The following is a 12,593-nucleotide window of genomic DNA, read 5'->3' as shown; positions in this document are numbered from 1 at the left end:
GCATATAGGCCCTTGGACAGAGTGACAGACGCCCGCCGAAAGGCGGGCGTTTTTTATTGCGCTTCGGCAAAAACTCGAATATGCATGTTCATGCACGTTTATTCCTGTTTATGCATGAGTCCCCATGAGTGATCATTTCGTCAGTGAGCGGCAGGCGCTTATCCTTGCGCAGTTGCGGCAGAGCGGTCGTGTATTGGCGCAGGATCTGGCCCAGAACTTCGGGGTTTCCGAAGATACGGTGCGCCGCGACCTGCGCGAGATGGCGGCGCGCGGGGAATGCCTGCGCGTTTACGGCGGCGCGCTGCTTTCCGACAGCACGACGGTGCCGCTAAAAACGCGGATTGCCGAGGATGCCGACCGCAAGGCCATGCTGGCGCGCACTGTCGTTCCGCTGTTTGAACCGGGCATGGTTGTCTTCATTGATGCCGGTTCCACCAATCTCGCCATTGCAAGGGCGCTCCCTGCGGGTCTCAGTCTCACGGTGGTGACGAATACGCCGGCCATTGCCGCCGAACTGACGGGACGGGCCGATATCGATCTGGTGCTGATCGGCGGCAAGGTCGATCCAGCGGTAGGTGCTGCGATCGACGCCATGGCGCTGCGGCAGCTCGAGTTGATGCGGCCCGATCTCTGTATTCTCGGTGTCTGCGGCGTTGCGGTCGAGACGGGTCTGTCGGCGGATGTTTTCGAAGACGCCGTGTTTAAGCGGCTCGCATGCAGCGCAAGCCAGCGGATCATCGCCGCGATTACCACGGAAAAGCTCGGCCATAAGGCTGCTTTCCACGTGCATGATTTTTCCCCGCCTCTTTCCCTCGTGCTGGAACAGGACGCCGATCACGCATTGGTCGAGGCGCTGTCGGCAAAAGGCGTACAGGTTCATTGCGGCGAAGATGACGCCGTTCAGTTTTCTCATGGTCAAGTCTGAAGGATATTGCCGATGAATGGCCCCACGACATTTTCGCCGACAGGCGCACGCTCATCCTATCTGACGCGGCACAGGCTGGGCGTTTCCCTGCTGTTTCTGATGAATGGTTTCATGATGGGGTCATGGGCTCCGAAGATTCCGGAGTTTGCGGCACGCTTATCGCTCAGTGAAAGTGCGCTCGGCCTGATCATTCTGGTTTTTGGTATCGGTTCGCTGGTTTTCATGCCGATCGCCGGTTCGCAGATCGCCCGTTTTGGCTCGCGCACGGTCAGCCTCGTCACTGCCGCGATCTTTTTGCCGACGCTGCTTTTCATCTCCTGGGCGGGCACGGTATGGGCGGGCGTGATGGCGGTTTTCCTGTTCGGCGGGCTGACGGGGGCGATGGATGTCGCCATGAACGCCAATGCCGTGGCGGTCGAGCGCGACATGCGCCGCGCGATCATGTCGTCTTGCCACGCCTTCTGGAGCCTCGGTGGCCTGATCGGCGCGGGTCTTGGCGGTTACCTCATCACGGCAATCGGCGTCCAGGGCCATGCGATCGCGTTGACAATTATCGCCCTTATCCTCTTGGTTATTGCCTGGCCGCGCGTTCTTGCGGATCGTCCGCATGCCGAGGCGGAGCGCCCGAAAGGCGGCTTGCCGCTGACGCCCCTGCCATGGATCATCGGCCTGATGGCGTTGTTTTCAATGGTTCCGGAAGGTGCGATCCTCGATTGGGGTGCTCTTTATCTGCGCAACGAACTCGGTGCTTCCGTATCTCAGTCCGGTTTCGCCTTCGCGGCATTTTCCATGACCATGGCGATCATGCGCTTTGCCGGCGATCTGGTGCGCGACAGGTTCGGGGCCGTCCGAACCCTGCGTTTTTGCTCGGTCATGTCGATCACCGGTCTTCTGATTGCCGGCCTTGCGGGAAATTCCACTTTCGTGATCATCGGTTTCGCCATTGCCGGCATCGGTATCTCCAACATGGTGCCGATCGCCTTTTCGGCGGCGGGCAATATGCCCGGACTGGCGCCCGGCATCGGCCTGTCGGTCGTCACCACCATGGGTTATTCCGGCATTCTGGTAGCGCCCTCGGCCATCGGCTTCATTGCAGAACATACCGGCCTTGCCAGCGTGTTTCTCGCGCTGCCTTTGCTGCATGTGGTGGTTTTGCTGCTTTCGCGGCTCGCCCGGCATGCGGATGGTGCGGGCAAGGAATAGGCGTCTCGAATTTTGCCATGATTGCGGTAAAGTAGAAGCTCTTATGCGTTGGGTGTTGACAAGCAGGCCCCCTTGTTTCACCTCAATTGCCAGACCTTGCCGCAAGCTCCAGAGACCGCCATGACGTCACACGCCGATTATGATCCAAAGCCCCGCCGCGCATCCGTCGCCGTCGACGTGGGCGGCGTCATCGTCGGTGGCGGCGCGCCTGTCGTCGTGCAATCCATGACCAATACCGACACGGCGGATATCGACGCCACGGTGCAGCAGGTGGCGGCGCTGTTCAAAGCCGGTTCGGAAATGGTGCGCATCACCGTCGACCGGGACGAGAGTGCCGCAGCCGTGCCGAAAATTCGTGAGCGGCTGCTGCGTCTGGGCATGGACGTGCCGTTGATAGGCGATTTCCACTATATCGGCCACAAGCTTCTGGCCGATCATCCGGCCTGTGCCGAGGCTCTTGCGAAGTACCGCATCAATCCGGGCAATGTCGGTTTCAAGGACAAGAAGGACAAGCAGTTCGGCGAGATCGTCGAAATGGCGATCCGTTATGACAAGCCCGTGCGCATCGGCGTCAACTGGGGATCGCTCGACCAGGAACTGTTGACCACGCTGATGGACAAGAACAAGGAGGAGGGTTTCCCGCTCTCCGCCCGTCAGGTCACCCGCGAAGCGATCGTCCAGTCGGCGTTGATTTCCGCCGAGCTCGCCGAAGAGATCGGCCTGCCGCGCAACCGCATCATCCTTTCCGCCAAGGTCAGCCAGGTGCAGGACCTGATCGCCGTTTATTCGATGCTGTCGGAACGCTCCGACCACGCCCTGCATCTCGGTCTCACCGAGGCGGGTATGGGCTCGAAGGGTATCGTCGCCTCGTCAGCGGCCATGGGTTATGTGCTGCAGCACGGCATTGGCGATACGATCCGTGTTTCGCTGACGCCGGAGCCGAATGGCGACCGCACCCGGGAGGTGCAGGTGGCGCAGGAACTCTTGCAGGTCATGGGTTTCCGTCAGTTCATTCCGGTCGTAGCGGCATGTCCCGGCTGTGGGCGCACCACGTCCACCGTCTTTCAGGAACTTGCCCAGAATATCCAGAACGATATTCGCAAGAACATGCCGGTCTGGCGTGAGAAATATCCCGGCGTCGAGGCGCTCAATGTCGCCGTCATGGGCTGCATCGTTAACGGCCCCGGCGAAAGCAAACATGCCGATATCGGCATTTCCCTGCCCGGAACCGGCGAAAGCCCGGCAGCCCCCGTCTTTATCGATGGCGAAAAAGCGCTCACCCTGCGTGGCCCCAATATCGCTGCCGATTTTGAAGCGCTTGTGATCGATTACATCGAAAAGCGTTTTGGCCGGAAAGATGCGGCGGAGTAAAGAGTACCGTGAAAAGGCCGGAATTCCACTGTCATACCTCCTGAACCTCTCGGAGCATCAAAACACATGATCAAAAAAATCGCGATCGTCGCCCTTTGCGGGACCTATCTTTCTGCCTGCACCACCACCGATCCCTATACGGGTGAGCAGAAGATGTCGAACACGGCCGGCGGCGCCGGCATCGGCGCCGTGGTCGGTGCTCTGGGCGGTCTGGCTGTCGGCGGTTCGCCGACCGGCCGCCGTAATGCCGCGCTTATCGGCGCCGGCATCGGCGCGCTCGCCGGCGGCGCCATCGGCAACTACATGGATGGCCAGGAAGCCGAGCTTCGCGCCCAGCTTCAGGGTACGGGCGTTTCGGTCACCCGCCGCGGCGACAGCATCGTTCTCAACATGCCGTCGAACATCACCTTCGCGACGGACCAGGATCAGGTCATTCCGCCCTTCTATCAGACGCTCGATTCCGTCGGCATCGTGCTGAACAAGTTCAACCGCACGCTGATCGACATCAACGGCCACACTGATTCCACCGGCAGCGCCGGTTACAATCAGGGCCTTTCGGAACGTCGTGCCGCCTCCGTCGCCAACTATCTCGGTGCGCGCGGCGTCGATCAGCGCCGTATTTCGACGCTCGGCTTCGGCCCGTCGCAGCCGATCGCCTCGAATGCAACGCCTGACGGTCGCGCTCAGAACCGTCGCGTTGAAGTGCTGATTTCGCCGCTCAAGGGCTGATTGGGTAGAAAGAGCTGGCCGGGAAACCGGCTCAGCTTTTTCGTTCAGCGATGAATCTGGCGGCCGCGATGAGAATCGCGGCCTTTTCGCCATAAGGGGCCAGCAGTTCGGTGGCCTCGGCCACCTGCTCCTGCAGTTTGCGGCGCGCCCAGTTTTCGCCGCGCAACGCCACCAGTGTGCCCTTGCCGCGAGCGGCGTCCTTGCCGGTCGCCTTGCCCATGGTGGCGGCATCGGCGGTCAGGTCCAGAAGATCGTCAGCCAGCTGGAAGGCGAGGCCGATCTTTTCGCCGAAGAGGCGCAGCCTTTGCCTTTCGGAAACATCGCTGCCGGCAAGGATCGCGCCCGCTTCGCAGGCGAAACGCAGCAGCGCCCCGGTTTTCATAGCCTGCAATGTAATGATACCGGCTTCGTCCGGAGCCTGCTTTTCCGCTGCAAGATCAAGCGCCTGCCCACCGGCCATGCCGCCAATTCCGGCTGCGCGGGCAAGCGAAAGCACGAGCAAGGCCTTGCGCTCGGCAGCAAGCGGATTGTCATTCGAGGCAATGATGTCGAAAGCGAGCGTTAGCAGACTGTCGCCTGCGAGGATGGCGGTTGCCTCATCGAACTTGCGATGCACGGTCGGTTGGCCGCGGCGCAGGTCGTCGTCGTCCATAGCAGGCAGATCATCATGGACAAGCGAATAACAATGCAGGCATTCCAGCGCCGCGCCGACATAAAGGGCGGCTTCGGCATTTCCATTCAGCAGCGCGGCGCTCTCGATAACGAGGAACGGCCTCAGGCGTTTGCCGCCATTCAGCACGCCGTGGCGCATGGCGTCGAGCAGGTTCTGCGGGCGCGTGATCTCGTCCGCGCGGGCTTCGCCGGAAAGCAGGCGGCCAAGCAGGGCTTCGGTTTTGGCTGCGTTTTCGCGCAGCCTCGTTTCGAAATTTGTCATCGCAGCGTCCATGCCGCGCTCTTTGGCATGCCGCGTCGGGTCAAGCAACCTTTTCGTGATTCCAGAGCTGCGAGAGTGTGACCGGACTCGCCTTGAAGACGGCAATGGACTATGAAAGGCTTTAACTGGCGCGGGGCTGAGACGGATATTGAGCAGTACGCCTGAAAGCGACGCAGATTACGCCGTGCTGGCGGAGGACCGGAGCAGTCGAAAGGTGGATTTTCGCAGGTTGGCAAAGCGCATCATTATGACCTTGCTGGCACTGCTGATCCTGCCTTACCTGCTGATTCCCGTTTATGCGCTGCCATTCATCCGCCCTGTCTCGACGCTGATGCTTGCTGATCTGGTCACCCTGCAGGGCTACGACAGGCGCTGGGTGCCGCTTGAGGATATTTCGCCGCGCCTCGTGCAATCCGTGATGATGTCCGAGGACGGGCAATTCTGTTTCCATGGCGGAGTAGACTGGAACCAGATGCAGTCCGTCGTCAGCAATGCACTCGATGGTGCTTCCACCCGTGGCGCCAGCACCATTCCGATGCAGACGGCAAAAAACCTGTTTTTATGGAACGGCCGCTCTTTTCTGCGCAAAGGACTCGAATTGCCGCTGGCGATTGCGGCCGATTTCGTCTGGTCCAAAAAGCGGATGATGGAGATTTATCTCAACGTTGCCGAATGGGGGCCGGGCATTTACGGCATCGAGGCCGCTGCGCAGCATTATTTCAAGGTACCGGCCGCAAAGCTGAGTTCGCGTCAGGCCGCGCTGCTGGCAGTCTCTCTGCCCAATCCCATCGACCGTGTCGCCAGCAAGCCGGGGCGTGGCCTGCAACGGCTGGCCGCCCTTATCGAGCGACGTGCCCGGGCCTCGGGCGCTTATGTCGGTTGCGTGCTGGACTGATCCTTCCAGTCACTCAGCCTTTCTTGAAAATATAATCGGTTTCCTGACGCAGGATTTCACCCGGCCTCAGGACAGCGTGCGGGAAATCGGGATGATTGACGGCATCCGGCCATATCTGCGTTTCCAGGCAGAAGCCGGCAAAGGGACCATAATGGCGGCCATCGAGGCCGGGAACGGGAACGTTCAGCTTGAAGGCCGAATAGAATTGCACGCCGGGTTCCGTGGTGTGAACGTCAAGGGCGATGTCCGAGGCCGGTGAATAGGCGCGGGCGACCTTGCGCTTGGCGCGGCGCTCGGGCGACAGGCAGAAATTATGGTCGTAGAGGACCTGCTCGCCATTCTCCTTGCGCCGCATCGGCGTCGGCCGGCGCAGGTCGAAGACGGTGCCATCGACGGAGCGGATTTCGCCGGTCGGTATCTGCTGCTCGTTCGTCGGCAGGTAAAAGTCGGCGGCGATGCTGATCTCATGGCCGAGTGCGGTATCCGCGCCGTCGAGGTTGAAATAGGAGTGCTGGCAGACATTGGCGATGGTCGGCCTGTCGGTCACCGTTTCATAGACCACCGAAAGCACACCGCCATCGCGGATCGTATAGGTGGCCGTGACCGTGCAATTGCCGGGATAACCGGCGCGGCCATCGGGATCGATGATCTGCAGAACCGCATGGCTTTCGCCATGTTCCATCAGCATCCAGTTGCGCTTGCCCATGCCGTCGCTGCCGCCATGCAGATGGGTGACGCCTTTTTCGTTGAGCTCCAGCTGGTATTCGTGTCCGTCGATGGAGAACCGGCCGTTGCCGACACGGTTGGCGTTGCGGCCGGGGGTGGCGCCGAAATAGGAGGAATATTTGTAATCCTCGAATTTATCGAAGCCGAGCACCAGCGGCGGTTGATGGCCCTCAAGGCGCAGATCCTGAATGACGGCGCCCCAGGTGATGACTTTCGCCGTCAAACCGCCTTTGGAGATGGTGACGCGTTCGACCTTTTCGCCGGTTGCCGTGAAACCGAAATTCTCCCGTGCCGCACCGTCGCTCATCTCATCATTCTCCCTGGTGTCGTGAATTGCCGGGCGGACGTTGCGTCATTTTCCGGCAATTCGCAATCCCGCAATTCAAAGCATGTCTCCCGAAAATGTCCCGCGGTTTGTGGGGCAAAGACATGCTTAAGACAACGCGCTTTACGCGGCCAGTTGCCCGATGGATTCGAGGTCGTAGGGCGTCGTCTGGTATATCTCGTTGATCCAGTTTCCGAAGAACAGGTGGGCGTGGCTGCGCCAGCGGTTGAGCGGGGCAAGTTCCGGGTCGTTATGGGGAAAATAATCATGCGGCAGCTTGATCGGCACGCCGGCATGCACGTCGCGAAAATATTCGTCGGAAAGCGAGGTCGAATCATATTCGACATGGTTGAACATATAGAGCCGGTTGCCAGCCTTCTCATGCACCAGGCACACGCCCATTTCCTCTGATTCCATCAGGATTTCGAGTTCGGGACGTTTTTCGATATCGGCGCGGCGCACTTCCGTCCAGCGTGAGACGGGAACCTGGAAATCGTCCGAAAAGCCGTTGAGATAGATCGACGAAGGGCAGAGATTGCGGTGGCGATAGACACCGAACGCCTTTTCCTTCAGTTCGTATTTCGGCACCCCGTGGAAGTGGTAGATGGCGGCCATCGCGCCCCAGCAGACGTTCAATGTCGAATGGACGTTGGTTTGCGTCCACTCGAAAATCTTCTGCATCTCGTTCCAGTAGGTCACGTCCTCATAGTCCAGCAATTCGATGGGCGCGCCGGTGATGATGAAACCGTCGAACTTGCGGTGGCGCACTTCCTCCCAGGTCTCATAGAAGGAGAGCAGATGTTCTTCCGGCGTGTTCTTGGCGCGGTGGCCGCCGATGCGGATGAGCGACAATTCCACCTGCAGCGGTGAAGCGCCAACGAGGCGCGCCATCTGGATTTCCGTCTTGATCTTGTTCGGCATGAGGTTGAGAAGCCCGATCTGGAGCGGGCGGATATCCTGCCGGATAGCAGCCGTTTCGGTCATGACCCGCACACCCTCATGAACGAGGGTCTCAAAGGCGGGAAGCGTATCGGGAATCTTGATCGGCATGTCGAACTCTCTTTTCCGGATCACGTAAAGAACGTTGCGAAAACAAAAAAAACCGGCAGCGAAATCGCGGCCGGTCCCAGGAAATTGCCTTTTTCCTCGACCCTTTAGCGACTTCTTTAAAGTGGCTGCAAGCCGGTCGGCAAATCACCACTGAGGCGTTTCATAATCCCGAAGCCGGCGAAAATCAATATAGGCCGATTTCATCGGCTTTCGGCTTTCCATTTTTGGCCGAGGTGCGATAAGGCAGGGCATGGATAAAGAGCGCTTCACCATTCTTCTTGGCGGCGATGTCACGGTGACCGATCGTCTGAAGGCAGCGGTCGCGAACAGCCGCGTGATCGCGGCCGATGGCGGCATGCGCCATGCAGCGCCGCTCGGTCTCAGGCCGGAGCTTTGGGTGGGGGATTTCGATTCCGCCAGCGAAGAGCTGCTCAACGCCTGGCCCGATGTGACGCGGCAACCCTATCCAGCAGCAAAGGCCGTGACGGACGGTGAAATCGCTGTCTCGGAGGCTCTTTCCCGCGGCGCGCATACGCTGATATTGGTGGGTGCTCTCGGCGGGGCTCGAAGCGACCATGCGCTTCAGCACCTGCTTTATGCGGTGGCGCTTGCGGAACGCGGTCTCGATATAACGCTGACCTCCGGTGAAGAGGAAGCGCAGCCGCTGCTTCCCGGCTCACTCAATGTCGACCTGCCGGCTGGCTCGCTGTTTTCGGTTGCCGGGTTCACCGCCCTTGAGGGGCTCGATATCGGCAATGTGCGTTATCCGCTCAAGGATTTCGCGCTTGCTTTCGGCTCCTCCCGCACTATTTCCAATGTCGTGAATGGCGGCCCCGTGCATTTCTCGCTGAAAAGCGGAAAAGCCATCGTGCTCGCCCGCCCCTATGATCTGACCGGAGCCTGACGCCTTGGCACCCCCAATTTTGAAACTCGATGACATCAAGCTGACCTTCGGCGTGACCCCGCTGCTCGATGGAGCCAATCTCCAGGTGGAGCCGGGCGACCGCATCTGTCTCGTCGGGCGCAACGGTTCGGGCAAGTCGACGCTGATGAAGATCGCCGCCGGTCTCGTCGAGGCGCAGTCGGGCGAGGTTTTCCGTCATCCCGCCGCCACCATCCGTTATCTGGAACAGGCGCCGGATTTTGCCGGTTACGACACGGTTCAGGCCTATGCCGAGGCGGGGCTGGGGCCGGGTGACGATCCCTATCGTGTCACCTATCTTCTCGAGCACCTCGGGCTGACGGGACAGGAAAATCCGGTGAGCCTTTCCGGCGGTGAAGCGCGCCGCGCGGCCCTTGCCCGCGTGATGGCGCCGGAGCCCGATATTCTGATGCTGGACGAACCGACCAACCATCTGGATCTGCCCACCATCGAATGGCTTGAAAGCGAGCTGCAGCAGACGCGCAGCGCACTGGTGCTGATTTCGCACGACCGGCGTTTTCTCGAAAAGGTCTCGACCTCGACCGTATGGCTGGATCGTGGCCAGTCGCGCCGTCTCAATCGCGGTTTTGCCCATTTCGAGGAATGGCGAGACAAGGTGCTGGAAGAGGAAGAGCTGGAGCAGCACAAGCTCGGCAAGGCCATCGAGCGCGAAGAACACTGGATGCGTTATGGCGTGACCGCAAGACGCAAGCGCAACATGCGCCGCGTCGGCGAGCTTCAGGCCATGCGTGCGGAATATCGCGGCCATAAGGGGCCGCAGGGTACGGTGCAGGCGACCGCCACCGAAGGGCGGGAATCCGGCAAGCTGGTCATCGAGGCCGATGCCATCACCAAGTCTTATGGCGAGCGCGTGATCGTCGCGCCGTTTTCGCTGCGCGTCCATCGCGGCGATTGCATCGGTTTCGTCGGCCCGAACGGCGCCGGCAAAACCACGCTTCTGAAGATGCTCACAGGCCAGCTTGAGCCCGATAGCGGCACTGTGAAGCTCGGCACCAATCTGGAGATCGCGACGCTTGACCAGAAACGCGAGGATCTCAATCCCAACGATACGCTCGCGCATTATCTGACCGATGGCCGCGGCGAGAATCTGCTGGTCAATGGCGAATTGAAACATGTGACGGGCTATATGAAGGATTTCCTGTTCCAGCCGGAACAGGCCCGCACGCCGATCCGCAACCTTTCCGGCGGCGAGCGCGCCCGTCTTATTCTGGCGCGCATCCTGGCGCGGCCGACCAATCTTCTGATCCTCGACGAGCCGACCAACGATCTCGATATCGAAACGCTCGACCTGTTGCAGGAAATCGTTGCGGGCTTTTCCGGCACAGTCATTCTGGTCAGCCACGATCGCGATTTCCTCGACCGCACCGTCACGTCCACCATCGCGCCCGTTAATCCCGATGAGCCCGATGGACGCTGGATCGAATATGCCGGCGGTTATTCGGACATGATGGCGCAGCGCAAGGGCGCCGCCGAAGAAAAACGCAGGGCTGAGAAACAGGAAAAGGCAAAGGCCGCACCTTCCGTTTCTGCGTCGCAGGATCCTTCGAAGGCTAAAGGCAAGCTTTCTTTCAAGCAGAAATTCGCGCTCGAAAATCTGCCGAAGGAAATGGAAAAGGCCCAGGGCGAAATCGCAAAACGGGAGCAGCGCATGGCCGATCCTCAGCTCTTTACCAAGGACCCGGCCGCCTTCAACACATTGGCGCAGGAGATGGCGAAGCTGCGCGAAAAGCTGGAGCGCATGGAAGAGGAATGGCTGGAACTGGAGATGCTGCGCGAGGAACTGGAGGGCTGAAGGCGGTCGGTCGCAATGCGATCCTTCCCTAGTCTTTGACAGACAGGCGGAATTGCCGTTCTATGCCGGCGTTGTCGGAGGAGTTCTGAAAATGCGCATGATTTTCGTCAATCTGCCGGTCAAGAATATCGAGACATCGAGAAACTTCTTCACGGCTCTCGGTTTCAGCTTCAATCCGGAATATTCGGATGACCGCACGCTCTGCATGATCGTTGAGGAGAACATCTTCGTGATGTTGCTCCAGGAAGAGCGTTTTCGCGATTTCATCAATGGGGATATCGCTGACGCCAAGAGCAGCACCGAGGTTCTGACCTGTCTTTCCGCCGGAAGCCGCGAGGAAATCGACCGGATGATCGCAACCGCGCTTGCATCTGGCGGCAACGGCTGGAAACCGGTTCAGGACCATGGCTTCATGTATGCCGGCAGTTTTCAGGATCCCGACGGGCACGTCTGGGAACTGGTGCACATGACGGGGCAGGGCTGATCCCGGCCATCTTGCCAAGCAGAGACGACGGGACTACATCATCATCATGATCTAACGGGGTGTCTTTTGTGCTTTCGTGCAAAAGGCTGAGAGGCTTGCCAACCCGAAGAACCTGATCCGGTTCATACCGGCGGAGGGATTAGACGGCTTTCGGACAGGCGGCTATTTCCCTTTTTGTTGTGAGGAGATACCCGTGCGCCGTCGTTTTTTTCTGAATTCCCTGGTTGCCGCTTCGCTGTTTATGCCCGGTCTTGCCGCCGCGAAGGACAGGCAAGAACTGACCGTCTACACCTATGAAAGCTTCGTCTCCGAATGGGGGCCGGGTCCCAAGGTGAAGGAAGCTTTCGAAAAGGTCTGCGGCTGCACGGTCAATTTTGTGGGTGTCGCGGATGGCGTGGCGTTGCTCAATCGCCTGAAGCTTGAAGGGGCGGGGTCCAGGGCGGATGTGGTGGTCGGTCTCGACACCAATCTTGTCGCGGAAGCGAAACAGACCGGTCTTTTCGATGTCAACGGTATCGACGCATCGGCTGCCAAGGTGCCGGGCGGTTACAAGGATGATGTTTTCGTGCCCTATGATTACGGCCATTTCGCCGTCATCTATGATACGCAGACGGTGAAAAATCCGCCGGCGAGCCTTAAGGACCTCGTGGAAGGCGATCCCTCGCAGAAGATCGCCATTCAGGACCCTCGCACGTCCACGCCCGGGCTGGGCCTGCTCTTGTGGGTGAAGTCTGTTTATGGCGACAAGGCGCCGGAGGCCTGGGCGAAGCTCAGGAAGCGCATTCTGACCGTTACGCCGGGCTGGTCGGAATCCTACGGGCTTTTCACCAAGGGTGAGGTGCCGATGGTGCTCTCCTACACCACCTCGCCGGCCTATCACATGGTCGCGGAAAAGACGGACCGTTATCAGGCGGCCGCGTTTTCCGAAGGGCACTACATCCAGATCGAAGTATCAGGCCTCCTCAAGAACGCGCCGCACAAGGAGCTGGCAAAGCAGTTCCTTGCTTTCACGCTGACGTCGGGTTTTCAGGACGCCATTCCGGAAAATAACTGGATGATGCCAGTCGCAGCGACTTCCAAGCCGTTGCCCGAGGCATTTTCAAAGCTGGTCGTGCCGCAGAAGACCTTTCTGATGGACCCGGAAGAGGTGGCGAAGAACCGCAAGGCGTGGATCGACGAGTGGCTTGCGGCCATGAGCATGAACTGACGAAGAGGC

At 59.7% G+C, this 12,593-nt stretch carries 12 protein-coding genes and 2 riboswitches; of the genes, 9 read left to right on the top strand and 3 right to left on the bottom strand.

From position 1 onward, the window contains the following. The first annotated feature begins 124 nt into the window (after positions 1-124). The 4 genes from N5D22_RS14805 (at position 125) to N5D22_RS14790 (ending at position 4,228) form a co-directional block, all read left to right on the top strand. Positions 125-925, top strand: coding sequence for a DeoR/GlpR family DNA-binding transcription regulator (locus tag N5D22_RS14805; RefSeq protein WP_279656583.1), 801 nt, complete (start codon positions 125-127; stop codon positions 923-925). Positions 926-937: 12 nt separating this feature from the next. Beyond that, on the top strand, positions 938-2,128 hold the full coding sequence (locus tag N5D22_RS14800) for an MFS transporter (protein WP_279656584.1): 1,191 nt from the start codon (positions 938-940) through the stop codon (positions 2,126-2,128). A 120-nt stretch (positions 2,129-2,248) separates the two neighbouring features. Further along, the gene (ispG, locus tag N5D22_RS14795; protein ID WP_279656585.1) at positions 2,249-3,499 is read left to right on the top strand and encodes a flavodoxin-dependent (E)-4-hydroxy-3-methylbut-2-enyl-diphosphate synthase; all 1,251 of its coding nucleotides are present in this window, start codon (positions 2,249-2,251) and stop codon (positions 3,497-3,499) included. Positions 3,500-3,565: 66 nt separating this feature from the next. Next, complete coding sequence (locus N5D22_RS14790) at positions 3,566-4,228, top strand: OmpA family protein (protein WP_279656586.1); 663 nt, start codon at positions 3,566-3,568, stop codon at positions 4,226-4,228. Positions 4,229-4,259: 31 nt separating this feature from the next. Here the strand turns inward: N5D22_RS14790 and N5D22_RS14785 are convergent, their stop codons facing one another. Then, a complete protein-coding gene (locus N5D22_RS14785; protein WP_279656587.1) occupies positions 4,260-5,174 on the bottom strand; it encodes a farnesyl diphosphate synthase in 915 nt (304 codons plus the stop codon). A 136-nt stretch (positions 5,175-5,310) separates the two neighbouring features. Here N5D22_RS14785 and mtgA point away from each other — a divergent pair, with 136 nt between their 5' ends. After that, positions 5,311-6,057, top strand: coding sequence for a monofunctional biosynthetic peptidoglycan transglycosylase (mtgA, locus tag N5D22_RS14780; protein ID WP_279656588.1), 747 nt, complete (start codon positions 5,311-5,313; stop codon positions 6,055-6,057). Positions 6,058-6,070: 13 nt separating this feature from the next. Here the strand turns inward: mtgA and N5D22_RS14775 are convergent, their stop codons facing one another. Together N5D22_RS14775 and metA are read right to left on the bottom strand one after the other, a co-directional pair. Then, positions 6,071-7,090, bottom strand: a complete 1,020-nt coding sequence (locus N5D22_RS14775; protein WP_279656589.1) for a galactose mutarotase — start codon at positions 7,088-7,090, stop codon at positions 6,071-6,073. A gap of 141 nt (positions 7,091-7,231) precedes the next feature. Continuing rightward, entirely contained in the window at positions 7,232-8,158 is a 927-nt protein-coding gene (gene metA, locus N5D22_RS14770) for a homoserine O-succinyltransferase (protein WP_279656590.1), read from the bottom strand. An 84-nt stretch (positions 8,159-8,242) separates the two neighbouring features. Next, positions 8,243-8,319, bottom strand: a riboswitch (SAM riboswitch). Positions 8,320-8,408: 89 nt separating this feature from the next. Between metA and N5D22_RS14765 the strand changes: the two genes are divergently transcribed. From N5D22_RS14765 to thiB, 4 genes are all read left to right on the top strand, one after another. After that, a complete protein-coding gene (locus N5D22_RS14765; protein ID WP_279656591.1) occupies positions 8,409-9,062 on the top strand; it encodes a thiamine diphosphokinase in 654 nt (217 codons plus the stop codon). Positions 9,063-9,066: 4 nt separating this feature from the next. Further along, positions 9,067-10,893 (top strand): ABC-F family ATP-binding cassette domain-containing protein, encoded by a 1,827-nt coding sequence (locus N5D22_RS14760; protein WP_279656592.1) that lies wholly within the window; start codon positions 9,067-9,069, stop codon positions 10,891-10,893. Positions 10,894-10,984: 91 nt separating this feature from the next. Continuing rightward, complete coding sequence (locus N5D22_RS14755; RefSeq protein ID WP_279656593.1) at positions 10,985-11,377, top strand: VOC family protein; 393 nt, start codon at positions 10,985-10,987, stop codon at positions 11,375-11,377. Positions 11,378-11,422: 45 nt separating this feature from the next. Then, positions 11,423-11,533, top strand: a riboswitch (TPP riboswitch). A gap of 37 nt (positions 11,534-11,570) precedes the next feature. Continuing rightward, entirely contained in the window at positions 11,571-12,584 is a 1,014-nt protein-coding gene (gene thiB / locus N5D22_RS14750) for a thiamine ABC transporter substrate binding subunit (protein ID WP_279656594.1), read from the top strand. The last annotated feature ends 9 nt before the right edge of the window (positions 12,585-12,593 follow it).

The sequence above is a fragment of the Agrobacterium sp. GD03872 genome (genome assembly GCF_029840625.1).
Taxonomy (GTDB): Bacteria; Pseudomonadota; Alphaproteobacteria; order Rhizobiales; family Rhizobiaceae; genus Agrobacterium; species Agrobacterium fabrum_A.
This window is presented reverse-complemented; position numbering and strand designations above follow the sequence as displayed.